The 25,153-nt window shown below is 34.8% G+C and carries 19 protein-coding genes and 4 other annotated features; of the genes, 14 read left to right on the top strand and 5 right to left on the bottom strand.

What is annotated here, in order from left to right; translation table 11 throughout:
* Window positions 1-137 precede the first annotated feature (137 nt).
* The 7 genes from KI356_RS07810 to KI356_RS07780 all read left to right on the top strand — a co-directional run bounded on the left by KI356_RS07810 (window position 138) and on the right by KI356_RS07780 (window position 5,818).
* The gene (locus tag KI356_RS07810) at window positions 138-1,265 is read left to right on the top strand and encodes a conserved virulence factor C family protein (RefSeq protein WP_212935185.1); all 1,128 of its coding nucleotides are present in this window, start codon (window positions 138-140) and stop codon (window positions 1,263-1,265) included.
* 3 nt (window positions 1,266-1,268) lie between these two features.
* Window positions 1,269-1,652 (top strand): thiol-disulfide oxidoreductase DCC family protein, encoded by a 384-nt coding sequence (locus KI356_RS07805; protein WP_212935184.1) that lies wholly within the window; start codon window positions 1,269-1,271, stop codon window positions 1,650-1,652.
* Between the two features lie 83 nt (window positions 1,653-1,735).
* Complete coding sequence (locus KI356_RS07800) at window positions 1,736-2,170, top strand: BrxA/BrxB family bacilliredoxin (RefSeq protein WP_212935183.1); 435 nt, start codon at window positions 1,736-1,738, stop codon at window positions 2,168-2,170.
* A gap of 49 nt (window positions 2,171-2,219) precedes the next feature.
* The gene (locus tag KI356_RS07795) at window positions 2,220-2,996 is read left to right on the top strand and encodes a class I SAM-dependent methyltransferase (RefSeq protein WP_212935182.1); all 777 of its coding nucleotides are present in this window, start codon (window positions 2,220-2,222) and stop codon (window positions 2,994-2,996) included.
* A 40-nt stretch (window positions 2,997-3,036) separates the two neighbouring features.
* Window positions 3,037-3,251: a binding site (T-box leader), on the top strand.
* Window positions 3,252-3,295: 44 nt separating this feature from the next.
* Window positions 3,296-4,984 (top strand): arginine--tRNA ligase, encoded by a 1,689-nt coding sequence (gene argS / locus KI356_RS07790; protein ID WP_212935181.1) that lies wholly within the window; start codon window positions 3,296-3,298, stop codon window positions 4,982-4,984.
* 256 nt (window positions 4,985-5,240) lie between these two features.
* Window positions 5,241-5,570, top strand: a complete 330-nt coding sequence (locus KI356_RS07785) for a DUF2085 domain-containing protein (RefSeq protein WP_212935180.1) — start codon at window positions 5,241-5,243, stop codon at window positions 5,568-5,570.
* A 29-nt stretch (window positions 5,571-5,599) separates the two neighbouring features.
* Window positions 5,600-5,818: a hypothetical protein gene (locus KI356_RS07780; RefSeq protein ID WP_212935179.1), complete on the top strand. Its 219-nt coding sequence runs from the start codon at window positions 5,600-5,602 to the stop codon at window positions 5,816-5,818.
* A 75-nt stretch (window positions 5,819-5,893) separates the two neighbouring features.
* On the opposite strand, the gene KI356_RS07775 is transcribed toward KI356_RS07780, so the two are convergent.
* Window positions 5,894-6,349, bottom strand: a complete 456-nt coding sequence (locus tag KI356_RS07775; protein ID WP_128279878.1) for a stage III sporulation protein AH — start codon at window positions 6,347-6,349, stop codon at window positions 5,894-5,896.
* Window positions 6,350-6,643: 294 nt separating this feature from the next.
* Between KI356_RS07775 and KI356_RS07770 the strand changes: the two genes are divergently transcribed.
* The 4 genes from KI356_RS07770 (at window position 6,644) to KI356_RS07755 (ending at window position 17,554) form a co-directional block, all read left to right on the top strand.
* Window positions 6,644-7,519 carry a class I SAM-dependent methyltransferase gene (locus KI356_RS07770; protein ID WP_212935178.1) on the top strand — a complete coding sequence of 292 codons (876 nt, stop codon included), beginning with the start codon at window positions 6,644-6,646 and terminating at the stop codon, window positions 7,517-7,519.
* Window positions 7,520-8,102: 583 nt separating this feature from the next.
* The gene (locus KI356_RS07765; protein WP_212935177.1) at window positions 8,103-12,305 is read left to right on the top strand and encodes a bacteriocin-processing peptidase family protein; all 4,203 of its coding nucleotides are present in this window, start codon (window positions 8,103-8,105) and stop codon (window positions 12,303-12,305) included.
* A gap of 98 nt (window positions 12,306-12,403) precedes the next feature.
* Window positions 12,404-12,642: a binding site (T-box leader), on the top strand.
* Between the two features lie 54 nt (window positions 12,643-12,696).
* Window positions 12,697-15,798, top strand: a complete 3,102-nt coding sequence (gene ileS, locus KI356_RS07760; protein WP_212935176.1) for an isoleucine--tRNA ligase — start codon at window positions 12,697-12,699, stop codon at window positions 15,796-15,798.
* Window positions 15,799-16,042: 244 nt separating this feature from the next.
* Entirely contained in the window at window positions 16,043-17,554 is a 1,512-nt protein-coding gene (locus KI356_RS07755; RefSeq protein ID WP_212935175.1) for a M36 family metallopeptidase, read from the top strand.
* A 107-nt stretch (window positions 17,555-17,661) separates the two neighbouring features.
* Here the strand turns inward: KI356_RS07755 and KI356_RS07750 are convergent, their stop codons facing one another.
* Window positions 17,662-18,141 carry a YozF family protein gene (locus KI356_RS07750; RefSeq protein WP_212935174.1) on the bottom strand — a complete coding sequence of 160 codons (480 nt, stop codon included), beginning with the start codon at window positions 18,139-18,141 and terminating at the stop codon, window positions 17,662-17,664.
* Between the two features lie 214 nt (window positions 18,142-18,355).
* Window positions 18,356-18,567 (top strand) — a binding site (T-box leader).
* Between the two features lie 105 nt (window positions 18,568-18,672).
* Here KI356_RS07750 and aspS point away from each other — a divergent pair.
* Window positions 18,673-19,971: an aspartate--tRNA(Asn) ligase gene (aspS, locus tag KI356_RS07745; protein ID WP_212935173.1), complete on the top strand. Its 1,299-nt coding sequence runs from the start codon at window positions 18,673-18,675 to the stop codon at window positions 19,969-19,971.
* 34 nt (window positions 19,972-20,005) lie between these two features.
* Here the strand turns inward: aspS and KI356_RS07740 are convergent, their stop codons facing one another.
* Window positions 20,006-20,740: an ABC transporter permease subunit gene (locus tag KI356_RS07740; RefSeq protein ID WP_238486182.1), complete on the bottom strand. Its 735-nt coding sequence runs from the start codon at window positions 20,738-20,740 to the stop codon at window positions 20,006-20,008.
* A gap of 153 nt (window positions 20,741-20,893) precedes the next feature.
* Window positions 20,894-21,142, top strand: a binding site (T-box leader).
* 117 nt (window positions 21,143-21,259) lie between these two features.
* Between KI356_RS07740 and KI356_RS07735 the strand changes: the two genes are divergently transcribed.
* Window positions 21,260-22,600 carry a sodium-dependent transporter gene (locus tag KI356_RS07735; RefSeq protein ID WP_088058543.1) on the top strand — a complete coding sequence of 447 codons (1,341 nt, stop codon included), beginning with the start codon at window positions 21,260-21,262 and terminating at the stop codon, window positions 22,598-22,600.
* Between the two features lie 37 nt (window positions 22,601-22,637).
* Complete coding sequence (locus tag KI356_RS07730) at window positions 22,638-23,552, top strand: alpha/beta fold hydrolase (protein ID WP_212935172.1); 915 nt, start codon at window positions 22,638-22,640, stop codon at window positions 23,550-23,552.
* A 39-nt stretch (window positions 23,553-23,591) separates the two neighbouring features.
* Here KI356_RS07730 and KI356_RS07725 read toward each other — a convergent pair whose 3' ends face one another.
* Window positions 23,592-24,167: a nucleotidyltransferase family protein gene (locus KI356_RS07725; protein ID WP_212935171.1), complete on the bottom strand. Its 576-nt coding sequence runs from the start codon at window positions 24,165-24,167 to the stop codon at window positions 23,592-23,594.
* Window positions 24,168-24,200: 33 nt separating this feature from the next.
* Window positions 24,201-24,998: a lipid II flippase Amj family protein gene (locus KI356_RS07720; RefSeq protein WP_212935170.1), complete on the bottom strand. Its 798-nt coding sequence runs from the start codon at window positions 24,996-24,998 to the stop codon at window positions 24,201-24,203.
* Window positions 24,999-25,153 lie beyond the last annotated feature (155 nt).

The following is a 25,153-nucleotide window of genomic DNA, read 5'->3' as shown; positions in this document are numbered from 1 at the left end:
TAGGTGAAAATAGAAATGATTGAATTCCTAAGAAATATAGAAGAGGAATTAGTGAAATTAAGCATCCGAGTAGGAGTATAGAGGGATAACATGTTACAATACAGCTAAGAACACGCAATAAAGGAGAGTATTTTTACGTGAAAATTAAAGCAATTGAACCGACGCCAAGTCCAAATACAATGAAAGTTATTTTGAATGAAGTATTACCATCAGGAGCGCGTAATAATTATACGAATGAAAATAAAGAACAAGCACCAGTGCAAGTGCAAGAAATTTTGAAAATTGAAGGTATTAAAGGTGTATACCATGTAGCAGACTTTTTAGCAGTAGAGCGTAATGCGAAGTATGATTGGAAAGTTTTATTACAACAAGTTCGTGCCGTTTTCGGTGAAGAAATAGTGAAAGAAAGTGAAGAACAACAACTTGCTCATTTTGGAGAAGTAAAAGTGTTTGTTCAAATGTTCTTTACTATCCCGATGCAAGTGAAGTTAACAGATGGAACGACAGAAGAGCGTGTTGGCTTACCTGATCGTTTTAAAGAATCCATTATGAAAGTACAAATGTCTGCACCTAACGTTGTGAAAGAGCGTAAATGGGTAGAACAAAGTACACGTTACGGTAATTTTGAAGAAATCGGGAAAGAAGTAGTAGAGGAGATTGTTGCTGCTTATTCAGAAGAACGTGTAAATGAAACGGTTAAAGAATTATTAAATCAGGCAGGAGCAGTTGAAGTAACGATTCAAAAGCGTGAGCCATATAAAGTAACAGAAGAGATGATGGAGGATTCTGACTGGAAAAACCGTTTTGCAGCTTTAGAGCAAATGGATCCTACTGAAGAGGATATGCCAGTATTGAAAATAGCGTTAGATGATGAGAAAGTATCTATCCGCCGTTTAGCAACAGCATATTTAGGCATGGTAAAAGGTGAAGGAGTATTGCCGTTATTATATAAAGCGTTATTAGATCGTTCTGTAAGTGTTCGTCGTACAGCGGGCGATTGCTTATCAGATGTAGGTGATCCAGCAGCGATGTTCGTTATGATTAAATCTCTGAAGGATCCAAGTAAATTAGTACGATGGCGTGCAGCGATGTTCTTATTTGAACTTGGAGATGAAAGTGCTATTCCAGTATTAAAAATAGCGCAAGATGATCCGGAATTTGAAGTAGCGATGCAAGCGCGTCTTGCGTTAGAGCGTATTGAAGGCGGCGAAGAAGCAAAAGGTTCAGTGTGGAAACAAATGACGGAGTCTCGTAAAGGGGAATAATATATGATCGTTTTCTATGATAGTTGGTGTCCGATGTGTACAGCGGTTGCAGAACGTACGAAAAAAGTAGATAAAAAGGGTAAGATGATATTTGTTTCATTTCGAGATGAAGATGTAGTTGAGAAATATGAACTTTCTCAAGAATTACAAAGTAAGATGGAACAAAGATTGTATATTTTAAAAAATAATAAGTGGTATGCCGGAATTCATAGCATTAACGTATTAGCAAAAGCCGTCCCATCTTATTGGTTTGCAGTGCCTTTTATAAAACTATCTATCGTACTTGGATTTGGAAGTAAAGTATACGATTATATCGCTAACAATAGAAAACTTGTCCCAGTTGGACACTGCCGTGAAGGGGTTTGTGAAATCCCTACAAAAAAATGAAATCATCGTTATCTTTCTTTTGCGCCTATTAATAGAGCGTGATATGATGAATTTAGAATGAAAGTTGAAGGAGAGATTACAAGATGTCAAATGCATATGAAGAATACATGCGCCAAATGGTAATTCCAATGCGCCAAGAATTAGTGCGTTCTGGATTTGAAGAGTTAACTACAGAAGAATCTGTTACAGAATTTATGGAAAGTGCATCAGGTACAACTTTAGTAGTTGTAAACTCTGTTTGTGGTTGTGCAGCTGGTTTAGCACGCCCATCAGCAGGTCAAGCGGTAGTTCGCGCTGAAAAACAACCTGATCATCTTGTAACTGTATTTGCAGGTCAAGATAAAGATGCTACTGCGAAAATGCGTGAATACTTCGGAGAAATCCCTCCATCTTCACCATCTATGGCATTACTAAAAGGAAAAGAAGTTGTTCACTTCATTCACCGTCATGAAATTGAAGGCGCAACAATGGACGAAATTATTACAAACTTAGAACAAGCTTTCGAAAAGAATTGCTAAAGTAGGGGGAGAGTAAATCTCCCTCTTTTCTTTATATAGAGGTGAAAAAATGATAGTAACAACAGCAGGAAGAACAAATAAAGAAATGACAGCTTATGCAAATAAGGTAGCGGACGAATTAAATTGTTCTTTCGTTTTACGTAATGATATACCTGTGCACAAACTGCATGAGCAGTATGAACAAGATGTGCTTGTCGTAGGGAAGAACCGATTAGCTATTTATCCAAAAGGTACGGAAGAGTCGTTCTTCTTTCATCCAAATTCAGCGATGTTTCGTGTGAAAAGGTTAATGCGCGGAGAACACGATCCGTTTGTACAAGCTGCAAAGTTAGAGAGCGGAATGACAGTGTTAGATTGTACGCTCGGTATGGCATCAGATAGTATTGTGGCTAGTTATGTTGTTGGTGAAAGTGGAAAAGTAACAGGACTTGAAGGCAATGAATATATGGCTTATATTATGAAAAATGGTTTGAAAACATGGTCTTCATCCGTTTCTGAAATCGATAAGGCAATGCAAAGAATCCATGTAAAGCAAACAGAGCATTTCGCATTTTTAACGCAATGTGAAGATAATAGTTATGACGTTGTATACCTTGATCCGATGTTTGAAGAAACTGTCATAGAATCAGATGGAATTAAAGGGTTAAAACACTTCGCTTTGTATCATGATATTACTGATGAAACAATTGCGGAAGCGAAGCGTGTGGCGAGAAAACGTGTCGTTCTGAAAGATCATTTTCGTAGTTCTAGATTTGAAAAACATAATTTTCACGTATACAAAAGAAAAAGTGCTAAGTTTCACTTTGGTGTAATTGACCCTTGCTAATTGTTTGAAAAGATGTATAATAAGCAATAATTAATTAAATATACTATCTGTGATGAAGAGAGTAGTCTTTTTCAGAAGGAAAGCGAACTAGGGATGGTGTGAGCCTAGTGCGGAAGAAAAAGATGAAGCGCACTTCGGAGATGCTTCTTGAATGAATAGTAGAGTAAGCCGAGGCCCCCTGTCCTCGTTATAAACGGGAAAGTGGTTCGTAATGAACAACAAGGGTGGTACCACGGGTTAAAACTCGTCTCTTTTTTAGAGACGAGTTTTTTGTGTTTAAAAAATAAGGAGGTTGTAATATGGATTATAAAACGCAGTTTGCGAAAAGTTTATCAAATATTCTTGCGAATGAATTAACACAAAATCAAATTTTAGATTTAATCGAAACACCAAAACAAGATGAATTCGGAGATGCAGCGTTCCCATGTTTTTCACTAGCGAAGCAATATAAAAAAGCACCAGCCATTATCGCGAAGGAAATTGCAGAGAAATTAAATGATCCGTTCTTTACGAAAGTAGAAGCCGTTGGTCCTTATGTAAATGTATTTTTTAATCGTGAAACTGTCAGTGATGCAGTATTAAAAACGGTTTTAGCGGAGAAAGAAGAGTACGGTCAAAACCACTTTGGATGTGAAAAAACGGTAGTTATCGATTATTCCTCTCCTAATATCGCGAAACCTTTTTCAATGGGGCATTTACGTTCTACAATGATCGGTAATTCGCTGAAACATATTGCCGAAAAATGTGGATATGAAGTTGTAGGAATTAATTATATTGGGGATTGGGGAACACAGTTTGGGAAGTTAATTACTGCATATAAAAAATGGGGAAATGAAGAAGTTGTTAAAGAGGATCCAATTCGTGAGTTATTTAAGTTATATGTTCAGTTTCATGAAGAAGTAAAAGAAAACAAAGAACTAGAAGAGGAAGGGCGCTCATGGTTTAAAAAACTAGAAGAAGGAAATGAAGAAGCAGTCGAACTTTGGAATTGGTTCCGCCATGAGTCTTTAAAAGAATTTTCTCGTATTTATGAACTTCTCGGTGTGGAGTTTACAAATTTTCAAGGCGAAGCTTTCTATAACGATAAAATGGAAGACTTTGTTGGGATTTTAGAAGAGCACGACTTACTGGAAGAATCAGAAGGGGCATTAGTCGTTAATTTAGAAGAAGAGGGTATGCCACCTTGCTTAATTAGAAAATCAGATGGTGCGACTATTTACGCAACACGTGATTTAACAGCGGCATTGTATCGTCAAAACACATACGAATTTGATAAAGCTTTATATGTAGTAGGACCCGAACAAAGCTTGCATTTTAATCAATTTTTCACTGTATTAAAAAAGCTTGGCTACACTTGGGTTGATGGTATGGAACATATACCGTTTGGATTCATTTTAAAAGATGGTAAGAAAATGTCCACACGTAAGGGTAGAATTATATTACTAGAAGAAGTACTTGAAGAAGCAGTTGCACTTGCGAAACAAAATATTGAAGAGAAAAACCCTAATTTAAAACAAAAAGAAGAAGTAGCAAAACAAGTCGGTGTTGGAGCAGTTATCTTCCACGATTTGAAAAATGAGCGTATGCATAATATCGAATTTTCATTAGAAAATATGTTGAAATTTGAAGGGGAAACAGGACCGTATGTACAGTACACGCATGCGCGTGCTTGCTCTATTTTAAGAAAAGAAAGTGTAGAATTTGAAACATGTACTTTTGCATTAAAAGATAATCATAGTTGGAGCGTTGTAAAATTACTCAATAAATTCCCTCAAGTAATTGAAGCGGCTTTCAACAAAAATGAGCCATCCATTATTTCAAAATACGTATTAGATGTAGCGCAATCATTTAATAAATATTACGGAAATGTACGTATATTAGAAGAGAGCGAAGAAAAAGACAGCAGACTCGCATTAGCTTATGCTGTGACGGTTGTATTAAAAGAGGGGTTACGTTTACTTGGAATGGAGGCTCCTGAGGAGATGTAAAAAGAAACGAAAAGAATCCATTTAATGTATAATGACAATTATATACGTTACTTTGGTAATGAACTGTGAATGATATATACAAAATAAAGTGTATATAGAAACAAAAAGACAAACCGGATGAATCATTTATCCGGTTTGTCTTTTTGCTTTTTTGAATAAACCTCTTAACTATAAGAAGTTATATGTTACGAAGTGTAACAACTCTATAATTATGTTACGAAATCAATTAAAATATTTATAGAGAGGATGATCCGTATTGATCCGAGATTTCATTTTACATATTCCTTGTCATAGAATACCGAAAAGGAGTTTCCTTAAAGTACAAAAATACATACCTTTATGTGCACGATGCACAGGTATGCTTATTGGTTTATGTATGTTTCCAATTTACTTTTTAATAGCCCCTTCGTTTACTCTCTCATTAATGCTATCCTTTTTTGCTCAAATTCCATTATTAATTGATGGATTCACCCAAAAGCGGAAATGGCGAAGCAGTACAAATTTGCTAAGAGTAACTACCGGCTTATTAAGCGGTAATGGCATGGGACTATTTATTGTATCTAGTATTATATGGATTATATCTTAAACCAAATATCAACGGAGGTAGCTACTTACATGTTTTGGATTTACATAATTCTAATTTTTATATCAGGTGGAAGTGGAATTGGTTGTATCATTCATGAAAAATATACAGAAGCAATAATAGCGTTTGTTATTTGCGTATTATTTATTGGGCTACTATATTATTATCTTAAAAGAAGAAAAAAGAAGAGAAATTTAGATTGTAGCAATTTAGATTGTACTGATTGTTTAGATTGTGATTGCACTGATTAAGCTTCTACTTATCTATATTTCTTTAATAAGTAAAAAAGGCTAGCGTATCTTTAAAGATGTACTAGCCTTTTTATTTTAAAATTCTCCTATATGTGCTTGTAATCCCGGGATATTTAATACTCTTTCGATTTCTTCTTTATCTTCTGTATTAATAAAGCTTTCCTTTTCGTGAGAACACGTTATTAACCATTTTTTTCTGGATTTAAAGAATGATAAATCTTCCGGTAAGTCAGGCATTACCCATTCATATAAAGAATTAGATAATTCCTTCAGGACGTTTTTAGCGTTGGCATCAGCGTAATAGAAATACACTTTTGCTGTTTGATTATCGCCTAAAATAGTACTGGCCCACTCAGATTGCTCAGTCATTTCTTTTAATGAACCTTCTAGTTTCATTAAGATGGGCTCAAAAGAGTGTAACGGTCCCATATCATTTCTTAAAACTAAATGGAATTCATCACAAATGTCAAAAGCTAAGTCTAGTAAATCAGCATAAGTTTGTTGTTTCGGATTGGAATCTATTACTATCATATATTATCCCCTTTCCTCAACCTTACATAATAATGTTATTTATTAGGATTATTATGAATTATATACAATTATTATCTTATCGAACCACTAATATGCACACAAGGTTTTTCTGTATGATTGGGATTAATAATTATTTTTAAAAATTAGTTTATCGATTAGGCGGGGAGATATAAAGTACATGTATTATGTATTGTTTTTATTTGGGCTTAACTATCTAAAATTTCAACAAAAGTGTAGGAATCTATCTATAATATAGAGAATTTTAGTTGTGTATATAAAAGGGGGCCGTTAGACTTGGAAGAGTATGATTGGAATAGTAGGCTAGCGTATTTAAGAAATACGAGAGATTTATATTATAATGATGATTATTTAAGTTTTTTAGTCAATTCAGTTTGGAAGATTACTGAACCTGTACATATTGTTGATTATGGTTGTGGATATGGTTATTTAGGTTTAATTTTGTTGCCTTTACTTCCAAATGGATCAAAGTATACAGGCATTGATAGCGGGGAAGCATTAATAGCTGAAGCGAGAGAGTTGTTTCGTACACTTCCATATGAATCTGAATTTCTTGAGGGGGATGCTACAGAAATTGAAATGAAAAATAAATATGATATAGCTGTCAGTCATGCCTTCTTATTACATATGAATGCGCCCAAAACAATGTTGCAAAAAATGATAAATTCAACTAGGAAGGGCGGGCAGGTAATTTGTTTTGAACCACATTGGATTTCTAATATGTCTTCATACGTACTAGATGGGGAGAAGCAATCGGAAATTATCAAGCTTGGTGTTTTGCAGAAGTTATTTGAACGAGATACACAGAGAAATGGTAAAGACGGTAACATTGGCATGAAAATACCGATGTTTTTAAGTGAATTGGGTGTGAAGAATATTGAATGCAGAGTAAGCGATAAAGTGAATTTTTTAGATTCTAATATAAATCAAAATGATAAACAAGGTTTATATAATTCTCTAAAAGAAGAGGGGATTGCAAGTAATCCCGGTGAGAAACAACAATTTATAGACGGTTTAATGAGTCGGGGCTTAACGTTTGCTGAAGCACTCGCTCAATATGAAGCAGAACTACGATTTTTTGAAGTGTTTCATATACACTCTTCTTTGTTATATGCTCCAAATATGAGGATTACTTTTGGGGAAGTTAAGTGATAAATATCATACTAGAAAAGAAGGGGATATAATGAGAATTGCTACTTTTAATATTTGGAGATTCAACATTAACTTCATCACACGTATTTCCGAGTGATTATTACGGTGTTTTTGTAGATTTAAAATTTGATAAGTGAAGCAAAAGAGAGAGTGTCTTACAAAACAATCTCTCTTTAACATATGAAATAGAAGTAGATATCATTGTGGGAATTCGCTGACAAATCGATATCCTTTGTCGAATCGTTAATATATTTTGAGTTACGGTAGATATGTTTGAAAAATCGTTGATATATTGTAAGTTGCGATAGATATATTTAAATAATCGTTGATATAATTTCATGTACTGATTATCATCCTTAAAACAATCTTTTGAGATAATAAGATATTCCATCAAATTAAACAAAATAACGAGAAAAAGTATCGTTTTTAAGATATTTAGCTGAAAACTTGAATAATATTAAATAATATCGTTCATTATATGAGGTTTTAGTTGAATGCATACTATATGATGTGTAAAATCTAAGCAAGTAGGTTAGAATACTGCTTGCAAATGGCAGTATAAATAATAATTTGAGGTGAATGCATGCTAGATTTTAAGCAATTAGAGATTTGTTTGAAAGAAAAGAGATTTGTAGATGGATTACAGGAGATAAATAATGAAATTGCACATATAAAAGAAACGAAAAAGTTATCATACGTGAAGAACTGGCTTTCTAACGTCTCATCATCCAAGGAGTTTGATACATTAATTCGTCTTGCTGATGAAGGTTTGATGCATCAATACAGCTCCTTTTTAATTCGTTATACGTATAAAAAATTCCCAAATATGAGAACGCTCTCTTTATATTGTGATGAGTTAATTGATGAGCGTAAAATCCTTGATGCTGAACAATTATTAAAAGATTCTTTGGAAGAGGTAAATGAAGAAGAAACTGATGCGGATGTTTTAACGAAAGCATATTTTACGTTAGTTAGATGTTTGTTAGATATGAAGCGCAATGAAGAGGCTTATGCCTATATGCAAAAGGCAGAAAAGTATAGTACACGCGCAGTTTTTGATAAATGGGGTTACTTATATATACAGACTGGTGAGTGGGAGAAGGCAGAGGAGCAACTTTTAGCCGGTCAGCAGCATAAAGATTGTGAAGAGTTAGCTACGTACTTATTGGCGCAATTATATGCATATAAAGGTGAACAGCAGCGAGCGTTACAACTCATTAATGATGCGATTGCAAAGTTCCCTCAAGTACCATATTTCTATTTTGAAAAAGTAAAATATTTATTAGATTTAGAGTGCCATGAAGAAATGTTAGTGGTAATAGATAAAATGAATAAAATGCTTCCGCATCATGCATATACAACTTATTTTGTACATTTACGTGCAGAAGCATTTTATAAAATGAATAATATTCACGATTTGCAAGCACTATTGAAAAGTGAAAAGAGTTTAAAAAATTCTCTATATCATCATATAGAAAAAAATCCTGATGGAAAAAAGGTGCGCTTACCGATAGTTCCGGTTGTACAGAAGGATAACTATTGCGTTCCGACTAGTTTGGAAATGATGTTAGGGGTATGGGGAGAAAAACGTACGCAAGATGAAATTGCACAACATATATTTGATGTAACAGGTTCTAAGTTTTCAGATACAGTTACATATATAGAAGAGCAAGGTTACGAATATCGTTATTTTCAAGGGAATGAGGAAAATTATAAGAAATTACTCAATCAAGGTATTCCCGTTTTATTAAGTATAGATATTGAGCACGCTTCCCATGTACAAGTGCTTTCTGGTTATGACGATGTACTGCAAGCTTTTTATATTCAAGATCCGAATTTCTTGGAACCGATTCTTGTGGAATATGATAAGTTGCAAGAAAAATATCGTTATACAGATTGTTTAGCTATTACGTTTATACCAAAAGATAGAATGGAACAACTTTCATTTTTAAATGAGGAAGAACACACTTATTATAAAACAATCTTTTCTCTTACAGATCATTTAGCTGAGCAAGATAAAGAGGGAATTGAAAAGTTAGTACTATTTTTAAAAGAAACAAGTGAAAATCCAAACACTTGGCTATATACGATTAAACATTTAGATGCTGAAGTAGATAAAGATTTTATTCAGTTTTGTATAGAAAAATTAATGGAAAAGTTTCCGAGCTCTGACTTTGTGAAATTGCATAGTGCACAGTGTTTTATTCGTCTGCAAGATATGGAAAAAGCAGGACATATGCTTCAAAGTGTGGAGAAGAAAAGCAATCAAGCGTTGTATCATTTTATAAATGGACGTTATTCTTTTGAGCAAGATAATTATGCAGAAGCGATTGCTAGTTTTCGTTCATCATTACAATTGGATGCAGATCAACCAGTTGCGTGGAGTTTCTTAGCATTATCATACATGTATATGGATCAATCCGAAAAGGGGCTAGAGTATTCTCTAACAGCTATAGAACGTAGCCCGGAAAGGTTTACACTTGTAAATCACGGTTTAATTTTAATAGATTTAGAACGATATGAAGAAGCATATGGATTCTTTAATGATTTATTAAAAGAATATAAGTATGAAGCGCACATATGGTATGAACGTGCAAGATGTGCTCAGCATTTAGGGAAAGTGTATTTGGCGGTAAAGGGACTTAAAGTAGCAATTCAATTAGATAAAACAGCAGCCTATTTATATACGAAGCTTTCGGAAATCTATGAATCAGATTTGGATGATGAGAAAAGTACGAAGGAAATTTTATTACAAGGAATTCAAAATTGTGAAGATCAGGCATCTTTATATGTTCGTTTAGGAGATGTACATTTTCAAAATGATGAACTTGAAGAAGCGGAAACTATATATAAGCGTTCTTTAGAAGAAAATAATGAAGATGTATATTCTCATTTCGGTTTAATTCAAGTTTATATGGCAAAGGAACAATATGAGGATGCAAAAAACTATATTGTTAGTATCAATAAGCAATTTGAAGACAATCAAGATTTCCTTATGAATGCTGGCATGGTGCTATGGGATGCTGAAATTGCATTAGGTGGAGATGAAAAAGAGTTAAAACTTGCACTTTCTAAATTAGAGAGTGGTATACGAAGAGTATACGCTAATATAGCGACGGTGTTGGATGAGTATGTAAATCGAATAAAAGACACAGTTTTTGTACAACGAGGTATAGCGTTTTTAAGAACATTAGAAAAAGAGAAAACGGAAGTAATCGAATACGGTTGTTACGCTGGTGTTTTATATGAATCTATTGGACAGTATGATCAAGCAATGAAGAGATACAACAAGGCAATAGAACAAAAGAGAACTGCATTTCCATATTTTCGAATTGGCGAAACATATATGGCATTAGGACAATTGACAGAAGCAAAACAAGCGTATGAAACATGTTTAGAGCTTGATGCAAACTTCCGAGGTGTACATTTACAACTTGCAGAAATATATGAAAAAGCAGAGAATCGTTCCAAAGAACAAAATCATATGGTCCAGGCGATGAAAGAAGAACCAATGCATATAAATATGGAATATTTAGCGCAGCTTTCAGTAGAAATGAATCTTCAGGAAGAATTGCTAGTTGAATTAGAAAAATTAGCGGAAGAAGTTCCTGAAACATGGCGTCTAGATGCGATTGCATACGTGTTTGGCGCGATGAATGACATAGATAAAGAAAAAGAATATATCGAATGTGCAATGAAAATAGATGAAGAGCATGTGGAAGTACTATATCATTATGCGAAAGTGCTAGTTAAAAAGCAGAGTGCAGAAGCAATCGAAGTTGCGCTGAAAGTAATGCATAAAGATTTGGAAAGTGAACGTATATTTGGTGTGTACGTAAAAGCAATGGAACAACATAAAAAATTATCCCAAATACGAGACGTACTTCATACGTTAAAGGTGAGAAAAGCAGAAAGAAGTACAGCGTTTATGTATGCAGCTACTGCGGTTGCCGAAAGATTAGTAGAAAGGCAGCAAAATGAGCAACCGAAAAAATCTATATTTACAAGAGCATTTTATCGTATGAAAAATCGTGCGAAGGAAATTTCAATGATTACAGTTATTATTGATTTATTTGAAATCTCCTTGAAGTTAAACCCGAAAAATAGTATGGTAGCGCAGCGTTTCGCAATATTTTATGAGAATGCGGCGATGAATAAAGAAGCGATAGAGGTATTACAAACATCGTTAGAAAATAAGTGGGATTATGATGTAGCGAAGCAACTTGTAAATCTTTTCATTGAGTGTGAAGAAGAAGATATGTTACGAGATGCTTTTGAATTAACGAAACAAATGGTTCGAGAGCTACCGGATGATTATGACACTCTTCTTTTACAAGCGAATGTATTATGTAAGCTAGGCGAAGGAAGAAAAGCCGAAAAAATTTACTTGCAATTAATTGAGAAAACACCATTTGTAAGTAGGGGATTCCTTGCTTTAGCAGAAGTATATCAAAGTCAAGAGAGGTATGAGGATGCGATTTATTTATTAGAAGATGCTTCTGTACATCATCCAAATGAAACAGCAATTCTTCTTGCTTTAGCATCTTCGTATCATAGAGCTGGGCAAACGACAAAGGCAGAAAACATAACAAGTGAAATATTAACAATGGATGCTACTGACTTGTTAGCAAGATACGATCATGCTTGTTATTTAACATTATTAAACAGAAATGAAGAGGCAAGAGATGAACTTGAAATTGTGCTTCGTGAAGATGAAACAGGATTTTTTGCTGAACTTGCAGAGGAAGATGAAGATTTAGCAGGATTGAGAGAATTTGAAAAGTAATTGTATAAGAATAGAGAAAGAGGATATAAATAAAAATATGTTTTGAATTGGTTGACAATTAATTGCCCAATGGCATAAAATAACTTTTAATAAAGTATACAAATCTGAAGACGAGAAAGAGTAAAATAGTGAGCTGTTCCCCAGAGAGCCGGTGTATTGCTGAAATCCGGTGTGCAGACGTTATTTGAAAATCATCTCCGAGGAGCCGTGGCTGAATAAAGTAAGCTCGGACGGATGTCTACCGTTACAAAGAACGCGTATGTTAGTACGTTGCTAAGTGCTATTAGTGAAAAGCTAATAGAATTAGGGTGGTAACGCGGGTAAACCCGTCCCTACTTCATAGGGACGGGTTTTTTGTGTGCTTTTAAAAAATTCAAAGGAGTGATTGTACATGAAAAAAGTAGATGTAAAAGAGTCAGCTGTAGGGAGAGAAACACGTATTCGTAAGCAGTGGAGCGAACAAAGTATTTTCGAGCAATCAATTCAGAATCGAGAAGGCGCACAATCTTTTGTGTTTTATGAAGGGCCACCAACTGCGAACGGATTACCACACGTCGGCCATGCACTTGGGCGGGCGATTAAAGATTTAGTAGCGAGATATAAAACGATGGCTGGATATAAAGTTTTAAGAAAAGCCGGATGGGATACACATGGATTACCTGTAGAATTAGGTGTTGAAAAACAACTTGGCATTTCAGGTAAACATGAAATCGAAGAGTACGGCATTGAACCATTTATTCAAAAGTGTAAAGAAAGTGTATTCACATATGAGAAGCAGTGGCGTGAATTTACTGAAAGTATCGGTTATTGGGTAGATATGGATGATCCGTACGTTACTTTAGAGAATCCATATATCGAAAGTGTATGGCATATTTTAGGGACGATTCATGAAAAAGGCTTGTTATATAAAGGGCATAGAGTTTCACCATACTGCCCAAGCTGTCAAACATCTCTTAGTTCACATGAAGTTGCACAAGGGTATAAAACAGTAAAAGATTTAAGTGCAACAGTTAAGTTTAAAGTGAAAGATAGTGAAAATGAGTATTTCCTTGGGTGGACGACGACACCATGGACGCTTCCAGCGAATGTTGCGCTCGCTGTACATCCGAATATGGAATACGTAAAAGCAAAACAAGAAGAGTCAGTGTATATTGTTGCAAAAGAACGTGTGCAAGAAGTGCTTAAAGAAGATTATGAAGTAGTGTCTGTCCATAAAGGAGAAGAATTATTAAATATTTCATATACAGCACCGTTTCCTATGAAGGAAGTTACAAATGGATACCGTGTGATTGCGGCAGATTTTGTTACTGCAGATAGTGGTACTGGACTTGTTCATATCGCTCCAGCTTATGGGGAGGACGATTATAGAGTCGTTCAAAGTGAAGGGTTATCTTTCTTACATGTTGTAGATGGAAAAGGTGAGTATACAGAGGCAGTACCATTTCTAAAAGGCAAGTTCGTAAAAGAATGTGATGTCGATATCGTTCGTTATTTAGCAAAAGAAGGCTTGTTATACCATAAAGAAAAATATGAGCATAGCTATCCACACTGTTGGCGCTGTGATTCACCGTTACTTTATTATGCAGGAGAAAGCTGGTTAATTCGAACAACTGAGATTAAAGAAACATTTTTACAAAATAATAATTCCGTCACGTGGTATCCAGATCATATGAAGCACGGACGCTTTGGAAAGTTTTTAGAAAATATGGTGGACTGGAATATTAGCCGAAATAGATATTGGGGAACACCATTAAATGTATGGGAATGTGAAAGCTGTGATCATCAATTCGCACCGAAAAGTATTGCTGAATTAAGAAAGCATAGTACAAAAGAAACACCTGAAGATTTAGAATTGCATAAGCCATATGTAGATGAAGTACAAGTATGCTGTGAGAAATGCGGAAGTACAATGAATCGAACACCAGAAGTAATTGATGTTTGGTTTGATAGTGGTTCCATGCCATTTGCACAATATCATTATCCGTTTGAAAATAAAGAGTTGTTTGAAGAACAGTTTCCAGCAGATGTAATTGCGGAGGGAATTGATCAAACACGCGGTTGGTTTTATAGTTTATTGGCAGTATCAGCACTATATACAGGAAAAGTACCTTATAAACGAGTGTTATCACTAGGGCATGTTCTAGACGAAGAAGGACAGAAAATGTCTAAAAGTAAAGGAAATGCACTAGACCCTGTGGATTTAGTAGAGAAATTTGGTGCAGATGCGCTAAGGTGGGCCCTACTCGTTGACAGCGCTCCTTGGAATGCGAAGCGCTTTTCTGAAAGAACAGTACTGGAAGCAAAATCTAAATTTGTAGATACGTTAGTCAATGTGTATAGCTTCTACGTTTTATATGCAAATTTAGATGGGTATAATCCGAAAGAAACGTATGAAGTTAAACGTACGAAATTAGATGAATGGGTGTTATCAAGATTGCATAGCACAACGAGAAAGGTAAGAACTGCACTTGATGATTATCAATTCACAAATGCAGCTCGTGAAATTGCTGCTCTTGTAGATGAAGTGAGTAACTGGTATGTAAGACGTTCACGCAATCGTTTTTGGGAATCTGGTATGAATGCTGAAAAAGCAGCTGCGTATGAAACACTTCATGAAGTGCTTGTAACAATTAGTAAATTAATCGCACCATTTACACCGTTTGTCGCTGAAGATATTCATCTGAATTTAGAGGGTAGTAGTGTTCATTTAGAAGATTATCCAGTTGTAAATGAATCACTACTTCAGCCGAAGTTAGAAGCGGAAATGGATGCTGTTTTACAAGTTGTTGAACTTGGAAGAAGTAATCGTAATCAACATTCATTAAAAGTAAAACAGCCGTTAGCAGAACTTGTATTACTTGAGCATAACGAAAATGATATGGATTGGGAATCTTATCGTGATATCGTTATGGATGAGCTAAATGTGAAATCATTCCATGTTGAACTTGATGAAACGAAGTATACATCTTATCAATTAAAGCTGAATTTTAAAACGGCAGGGCCAAAGTTTGGTAAAAATGTGAATGCAGTAAACGGCTGGTTAAAACAATTATCACAAGAAGAAGTACAGAACTTTGTTTCAACTGAAAAAGCGGTATATGAAGCTGTATCAGGAGAAGAAGTAGTCGTAACGGCTGAAGATGTATTAGTAGAGAAAGTTGCGAGATCAGGATTCTCTAATACAACTAACGGACAATATACGGTTATGTTAGATACGAATGTAACAGAAGAATTGTTACAAGAAGGAGTAGCACGTGAATTTATTCGTGCAGTTCAAGAATATCGTAAGCAGTTGAATTTACCAGTTAATTTACGTGTGGATGTTATTCTTGATACAGAGCAAGAACTACAGAAAACGTTAACGAATCATAAAGATTTGTTGGAAGAAAATTTACTCGTTAAGCAATTTACATTTGATCACTTAACGAATGACGACGATGAACTATCTGTAGGTGAGACAAAAGTCCGCATTAAATTAAGCGCGGCTAATTAAAGAAAAAAGGAAGTTGGAATCATTCCAACTTCCTTTTTGTATGACTGGGAAAGAAATATATTTCTAAAGTATTGTTTTCGTTTTACACATAAATATTGAGAAAATTTCACTCACCCTAAATGGAAAGGTAATAGAATTGCTCATATAGAATTACTCGTAGATTCGCTTTATTTCGTTACTTGTGGACAGTAATAGCCTTATAGAAATGGGGTAAAGGTTTCAATTTATTAGGGGGAGTGGTTTTATGTTAAACAAAAAAATGGTGGCAATGGCAATGACTGTACCATTAGTAATGGGGACAATTTCTACAGCTTCCGCATTGGAAAAACAGCAGCAAGTAAAGGTAGAAGCTTATTCACCACAGAAAAAAGCAATTGAATACTTAAAAGGGAATGCCGATCAGTATGGATTAAAGCCAGACCTTTCAGACTTGCAATATATTTCTACAACAGAAACGTCAGTAGCTTCATATGTTAGGTTCCAACAAGTAGTCAATGGTGCTCCTGTATTTTCAAAACAAATAACAGTTACTATTAATGGACAAGGGCAAGGAGTACTTGCTGTTTCCGATTATCAATCTGTAAAAGGTGTGAAGGAAGTAACGACAAAAATTAGTGAAAAAGACGCAGAACAAAAATCAATGGCGTATGTTGGAGGAGCAAGTGAGCAAAACTTATGGGCTCCTACAGAGAAAGAGTTTGGCTATATTGTTGAAGATGGAGTTGCTATTCCAGTATATAAAGTTGTAGTTCATTCTAATAATCCATTCGGTGCATGGGAAACATTTATTGATGCGGAAAACGGAAAGCTAATCAAAAAGGTTGATATAAACCGAAAAGCAGAAGGAACAGGGAAAGTATTTTTACCTAACCCGGTCGCATCTAGTGGTAGTAAAACAGGATTAAAAGATAATAATGATGCAGATTCAACAGCACTAACGAATCAACTAAAAACGGTTACGTTAAAAGGTTTAGATGGTACGGGATTTTTAATCGGAGAATATGTTACGATTTCTTCAAAAGCGAAGACAAAATCTACAAACCTACAATTCAACTATACACGTGCAAATGATAGCTTTGAAGATGTTATGTCGTATTATCATATCGATACATTGCAACGTTACATTCAAGGTTTAGGCTTTAAAAATATTAATAACCGTTCGATTAAAGTGAATGTTAATGGTACAACTGATGATAACTCATTTTATTCACCATCAACGAAAGCATTAACATTTGGTACTGGCGGAGTAGATGATGCGGAAGATGCGGGCATTATCGCACATGAATATGGACATTCGATTCAAGACAATCAAGTACCTGGCTTTGGAAGTTCAGCAGAAGGCGGAGCGATGGGCGAAGGGTTTGGAGATTTCTTAGGTGCTACTTATGAAGATGCGGTATCGACGACAGGTTACGGAAAAGCGTGTATTGGAGAATGGGATGCGACTGCGTATTCTAGTTCAGATCCGACATGCTTACGCCGATTAGATACGAATAAAGTGTATCCGAAAGATATAACGAACGAAGTGCATAATGATGGGGAAATTTGGGCTCAAGGTCAATATGAAATGGCACAAGCTTTTGGTCGTGATGTAGCAACGAAAATTATTTTACAATCACATTGGTCATTAACACCAAATGCGAAATTCCGTGATGGTGCGAAGGCAATTAAGCAAGCGGATGCACTTTTATATGGTGGACAACACGCTGCTGATATCGATCGTATTTGGGCAGCAAGAGGAATTAGTACGAACTAATATAAAAAGTCGTGGCATTTATAAGCCACGACTTTTTTATTTTTCTAAGAACTGGTATTAGTAAATTAGGTGATATCAATGATAGTGTGAATATATCCACATTCCATTTACTTTTTTGTGTCTTTAAAAACAAAATGCTCTTTAAATTTTCTAGACTCAACTTTTTGACCGTTTCGCATAGAGCGGAAAGGATGTTCTTGCCACGTAATGATAACGTCAACCTCATCTGCTTTTGTAGAAACAGGGAAGTTAGCATGTCTAAATCCAGTTTTTCCACTTGCGAGACGACCTTCTTTCAGGGAAAAGAGTTCGTATTTTGTTTTCATATTTGGTTCATTGCGGAAGACTTCAACTTGTACGTTATATACTTCGTTTTCTCCAACATTTTTTACTGAAAATTGATATATTTGAAATTCATCTTTTTTAGCTTGAAGCATATTGTTGCTTATTTTTTTCGGTTCATCAATATTCACTTGCCATTGATCAGAGTTCTGAGAGGTTGGTAAAGATTTTGGTGAGTATGCGTATGTTTCATTCACTACAATTAGGCATAACAACAGGAGAAAGAAACTAATTGCTTTTTTCATATGTATACCTCCGTTACAATTTTGATATTAATATGTGTGGGAAATACACAAATTATGTAATAAAATGGAAATTATTGAAGGGTATTAAAAAGACTAATGTAAATCTACATGGGTAAATAATAATAAAACGTAAAAAATACTTACTAAATAACTGTAGAGTTTAATAAAAAGGCTTGCATTTTATAAAACTAAGAGTTAGAATACTCTGTAAATATAGAAAGTGATGATCAGGAAAAGTACATGATGCAAAGGTCTACAGAGAGCAGCCGATTGCTGGGAAGGTTGCGATACCGCATGATGGAAAGACACCTGTGAGTGTTGCTTTGAACGTGATAATTAGTAAAAGCAAACGGTACCTACCGTTATCAGGGCTAAGATGGTCATTGTGACAATTTGGGTGGTACCGCGGAAAAATCCGTCCCTATTTATAGGGGCGGATTTTTGTATTCTTTGAAAGGAGGTGAGTGACCGTGGATGATGACGATGACAACAATAACGTAAATAAAAATAAAACTACTGGAGGGAAATATAATGGATCAAATAATGAAGCGTTCACTCACACGAGAATGTACGGAGCATACCGGAAAGACGGTATTACTACAGGGATGGGTAAAAAAGATTCGTCATCTTGGCAATGTTAGTTTTTTATTATTACGGGACCGAACGGGAGTTATTCAATGCGTATTAGAAAGCGAGTTGGCTGGATATAAAGTAGATGTTGAAAGTGTCGTACAAGTGGTTGGTGAAATAGTAGAGACTTCGAAAACAGAATTAGGGGTTGAAGTACTTGCACATAAAGTGAACGTATTAAATAGTGCAGAACAACTGCCATTTGAAATAAATAAGAAGAAGTTACAAGTTGGCTTAGACCAATTATTGAATGAGCGGGTCTTATCATTAAGACATGAGCGAACCACGGCGATTTTTAAAGTGAAATCTACACTTGTTCAAAGCTTTAGTGAATTTCTAATAGAGAACGATTTCACACGTATATTTACTCCGAAAATTGTTTCGCAAGGGGCAGAAGGAGGAGCGAATGTTTTTAAGCTTCCATACTTTCAAAAAGAAGCTTATTTAGCACAATCACCACAGTTTTATAAACAAATGATGGTAGCTGGGGGACTCGAGCGTGTATTTGAAGTTGCACCTGTTTACAGAGCGGAGCATCACAATTCTTCCCGTCATTTAAATGAGTATATTTCGTTAGACGTAGAAGTAGGATTTATTCATGATTTTCATGAAGTGATGCAATTGGAAACGGATGTTTTACGATATATGTTTCAACAAGTAGCAAAAAACTGTGGAAAAGAACTACAACTATTACAAATAGCAGCACCCGTTATTACTGAAATACCTAAAATCACATTGCTAGAAGCGCAAGATATTTTGAAAAGGAAGTACCGGAAAGAATCGCCAATCGGGGATTTAGATACAGAAGGTGAAAAGTTGTTAGGGAAATATGTGAAAGAAACATATAATAGTGAATTTGTATTCATTACACATTATCCGAAAGAAGCGCGACCTATGTATACAATGCCGAATAAGGAGAACGAAGCCATAACGGATTCATTTGACCTATTATATAAAGGGTTAGAAATAACGTCAGGTGCACAGCGTATTCATAATCATGAAATGTTACTCGCATCGTTTAAAGAAAAAGGATTACATCCAGAGAAATTTCAATCGTATGTAGATACATTCCGCTACGGATGTCCGCCGCATGGTGGCTTTGGAATTGGATTAGAACGAGTTGTGTATAAGCTTTTAGAGTTATCGAATGTGAGAGAAGCGAGTGCTTTTCCGAGAGATTGTACTCGTCTTATACCATAAAAAGAATCTTCGCGATAATCGCGAAGATTCTTTTTTAATGCTCTTTTATTTTTACACTGGGTTTAAAAAAGGAAAAAAGTACGTGTTTATATAATATGTAAAACGGTTTTAATCCTTTTGCGACCGCAACGTTTATATAATCCTTTTGCAGTTCATCGTTATAATTTAACAGACAAATTTTGTATAAGTAAATAATCGGTAAAATACTCAGTGTTAATATCGGTAACAAATATGTTTTTTCTTGCATAGTAGAAAAAGGAACCGTAACGAGTAAATTTGTATTTTTATAAATCAAAATGACAAATAACTGTACACAGACGACAAAAAATAAATCTGGCAATGATTCTAGTACGTGTAAGGTTTTAAGAATAAGAGATTGAATGCGTTTAGGAAAGTAAAATGTAAGTATGGTAAAGGTAGTAGAAAGGAGTACGGCGATAAGGAAGGCACAAATCATAATAGTTAATGTATGCGTATAGGATTCTAGTAAATATGGAAAAAGATCACGGTCTGGCGACTGAGTGCCAGCATTGCTAATTCTATAAGTAATACTTGTAGGATGAAACAAAGAAGAAATAACATTTGATATCGAATCTAAATAGTTACTAAAATTAAATTGTAAAGTTGGTGTAGGCGGAATTGCTAGCGATTTTGCTGAATTTGGAGGTGTACCGAAAAATAATTGTGGCAAGGAACAGATCGCAATAATACCAAGAATGATGAGAAATGAACGGATAACAAAAAAACAACCGTTCTTTAATAGTGACATAACGTTTTAATCTCCTTTTATTTTTATTGTAAATATTTTCTATAAATCTATATAAAAATCCTTTTCGACAAAAAAATCAATATATACCTTGACAGTTACAGATATAACCGATATAATTCATATTAATTTAAAAAGTAAATATATTCTAAATATTAAAAAGTGTTGAATAGGAGTAGTAAGGTCATGTATTTGTACAGAGAGCTATGGGTTGGTGTGACATAGTCAAATGACATCCTGAACTCGCCTAGGAGCAGTAAGGTGGAACGGAATTACATTCTTAGTAAATCTTAACGGTTAACCTTCGATATTAGGTTTGTAATCAAACGATTACTACTAAGGTGGATTCATAATGGAATCAATAAGGGTGGTACCGCGTTAAGTAAATGGCTTAGCGTCTCTTTATTTAAAGAGATGCTAGGCCATTTTTTATTTTATAGAAAAAGAAATGGAGGGTTTATTTGGACTGGTTTATAAAATTTAATTATTTATATAAAAAGATTTAATTAGGAGGAAAATAAGATGAAACAGACGGAGCAATGGACTTCGAAATTAGGTTTTATAATGGCTGCGGCAGGATCAGCAATTGGACTAGGCGCAATATGGAAGTTTCCTTATATCGCTGGAAAGAGCGGGGGAGGAGCATTCTTTTTAATCTTTATATTATTTACTGTATTAATTGGACTACCGCTACTAATAGCTGAATTTATGATTGGACGCAGTACACAGAAACAAGCAGTCGGAGCATTTAAAAGTATAGCGCCAAATACAGGATGGCACTGGATTGGACGTCTTGGTGTTGGAACTTGTTTTATATTACTTTCGTTTTATAGTGTTGTAGGCGGATGGGTACTAATTTATTTATTCAGAGGAGTAACTGGACAGCTTATTACTCCAGGACAAAATTATAGTTCATTATTCACAGAGACAATTGGAAATCCCACTTGGGCCATTATGGGGCATTTTGCATTTATGTTTATTACGATATGGGTTGTATCAAAAGGTGTACAAAACGGAATTGAAAAAGCAAGTAAATATATGTTACCGGCATTGTTCGTATTATTTGTCGCTCTTATTATTCGCTCATTAACACTTGATGATGCGATGAAAGGTGTGAAGTTTTTCTTACAACCAGATTTCTCAAAGATTACTTCAGAAAGTATTTTGTTCGCAATGGGCCAATCATTCTTTGCGATTAGTATCGGAATTTCGATTATGGTTACGTATAGTTCGTATTTAAATAAAAAAGAAAGTTTACCAAAATCAGCAGTTACGATTGTCGGATTGAATTTATTCGTTTCTTTATTTGCGGGACTTGCTATATTTCCGGCAGTATTTTCACTAGGCATGGAGCCGACAGAAGGGCCTGGACTACTATTTATCGTACTACCATCAGTATTTAGTCAAATTCCATTCGGCGGATTGTTCTTAACAGTATTTCTTGCACTATTTACATTTGCCACGTTAACATCGGCATTTTCTCTACTAGAGACGGTCGTTTCAGCATTAGCAAATGGCGAGCAAGAAAGAAGAAATAAACTATCATGGATCATCGGTTTCTGCATTTTCCTAGTAGGTATACCATCTGCGTTATCATTTGGAGTATGGAGTGATATTACGATTTTTGGGAAGAATATTTTTGATGCGATAGACTTTTTATCTAGTAATATATTAATGCCGCTCGGAGCACTATTTATTAGTATTTTCGTATCATTCAAAATGGAAAAGAAAGTGTTAGAAGCTGAATTTTTTGTAGGTGGAAATTACGGAAAGAAAGTATTTACTTGTTGGGCATTTTTACTTCGATTTGTAGCACCGCTTGCAATAATTATCGTCTTTTTAAATGTAATAGGGATTATTTAGAACGAAATGTTATAATATTCAGTAAAAAAAGAAGGTGATGATCATAAAGGCGAATTTGATAGAAGCAGGGAAATACATGAATATTAGAGGGAACAAGCTATACGTTGAAACGCATGGAAATCCTAAAAATAAACCAGTCCTATACTTGCATGGTGGACCAGGAGAAAGTTGCTATGATTTTTCGTTTCATCAAGCGGAACGATTAAAAGATTCCTTATATGTAATTATGATAGATCAAAGAGGTGTTTGTCGCTCAGAAAAAATTACTGAGAACAAAGCTTTTGGATTAAATGATTTGATTGAAGACTGTGAGGAACTAAAAAAAGTATTACAAATTGAGAAGTGGTCTGTGATTGGACATTCTTTCGGTGGATACTTAGCGTTATTATATGGGGCGGCATACCCAAATTCAATAGAAAGAATAGTATTTGAAGGGCCGACTTTCGATTTTGCATTAACAAGTAGAGCTTTATTACAAAAGACAGGAAGTTTATTAAAAAAGTATGGAAAAGAATTAGCAGCAAAAGAGTGCTTAGCTTATTCATCTAGTAATGCTAGTTCAGAAGAGTTGCTCGAAGCTTATATAAGATTAAGCGCTGAATTAGAAGAAAAAAGAATGGAGATTTACAATTATAAAGAAGATGAAACAGATGATAGTTTATATAGTGACGAAGAGTGGGAAGTATTTTCAAATCGTTCCAAAATCCATTTTGATAGATTGAAGTCAGAAGGGGCGTGTCATACATCATTATTATCAAAAATAAAAGAAGTAAAGAATCCAATGTTATTAATTGTAGGAAAATATGATGTAGTCACATGTGAAAAACAAATTGAAACATTTAATAAAGATGCTCGAAACGGTAAGTATATCGTGTTTGAAGAGAGTGGTCATACACCTCATTATGAAGAAGCAGATCGATTTGCTGAAACAGTCATTCATTTTTTGAAATAAAATAAGAAAAGATGCCTCGTATAATACGAAGCATCTTTTTTAAATTTCGGGATAAGTGATTGTAATGTTAGGCCATTTGCTTTGCCAATTCTTTTTCATAACTCTTTTTTTGTACATATGTATTCGTTCTTTCGTTTCAAGAAAATGAGATGTAGGTTTCACTTGTAATGAAAGTAAATCTTCAATTCCGCATGGAGCTGTTAATATGACATTGTTTTTCTCGTCAAGCGTAACTCCTAAAGCGGTTGCTGTTTCAGGAAATTTAGAAATAGCATCAACAGAAGAAGAATAAGGTGGCATGTTATTCACTACATGCATACGAGCTTGATTCTTTACTGACCAAGGGATAGTAGTATCAATATTCATTAGTTTCTTTTCTAATGATTGTTCGTATGCCTCATCTTTAAGAAAAGAATCAAAATAAATGACATCAACGTCTGGTGTAGTTGTTCTTACTTCGAAGTTATGTAAAGTATCCCAAATTTTAGAACGAACAAACCCGGCGCAAATCCACCAATCAGGTAGCCCTAGTGATTTTGCCATTTGTAATACATTCATCATCCACGGATCATTTTGTATCAATTGGATAATACCTTGTTCGGTTTTAATAGTCATTTAATATTACACCTACTTTTTTTAGAGAGTGAATTAATGCATAAGCTCAATAATCCATAAAATCCAGTAAGCACCTGGTACAAATAAAAGTTGTGCGAGTAATGTGCCGAGAAGTCTAGAAATCATTAACCAACCATACATTTTACTCATTGCTTCAGCGCCCTTTTCTGATTGTAAAGCTCGTTCTGTTAAAAGAGCAATGCGTGGATCGAGTAGAACTGTTAATAAAATAGTAGCAAAACCATTAACAAGGCCAGAAGCTGTACTTGCATTTGTTGCGTAATCTGGGTTTAAAAAGGAAGCGTAAAGGGCTGAAAGGACACCCGCTGTATAAATTGCAGTAGCAAACATGTTGATAAGCATAATACGTTTTGGGATACCGCCGATCCTCATTCGATGAATCATTTCGAATTTTGGGAAGCGTACATATTTTTTTGTGTACTTTAATTTTTGAATGTTATTCGTCTTCATCATTCGAATGAATGAACCATCTGTTTCAAAGTTTTGAATGACATATCCAAATAGTTTTGTCAAAGTTGGATAGAGTACAATCGCGAGCAATGTACCGACAGAAGCAGATAATAGAACGAGCCGTATAATATGCTCTAAATTAATAGAAGAATCTAGCTTTGCTTCATCGACAATACCACCGATTAAAAAGGCTTGTAGTAAGTTAGATGTTCTTGAAATAAGCAGTACCATTCCTACGACGGATAAGGCAACGGCAATTTTCTTTAAACGTACACCAGCTAATCGAATACTATAAGAGCTAGTTTCAACTGCGTGGATAACAATTGTGAAAGCCATTATAAAAATTAACGTAATTGACATTTGATTCACCAGTTTCTATTAAATTAATTATAACTTTTTCACTTTATCATATCTTTTGTGGTTTTGTAACTGAAAGTATAAGGGTTAGAAAAAGTAATTTTCTGAAAAGTTAAATGGTGATAGTATAGTAAAGGTGTAAGTAGGAGAATGGCCTT

The organism is Bacillus hominis (assembly GCF_018332515.1).
Classification (GTDB): Bacteria; Bacillota; Bacilli; order Bacillales; family Bacillaceae_G; genus Bacillus_A; species Bacillus_A hominis.
This window is presented reverse-complemented; position numbering and strand designations above follow the sequence as displayed.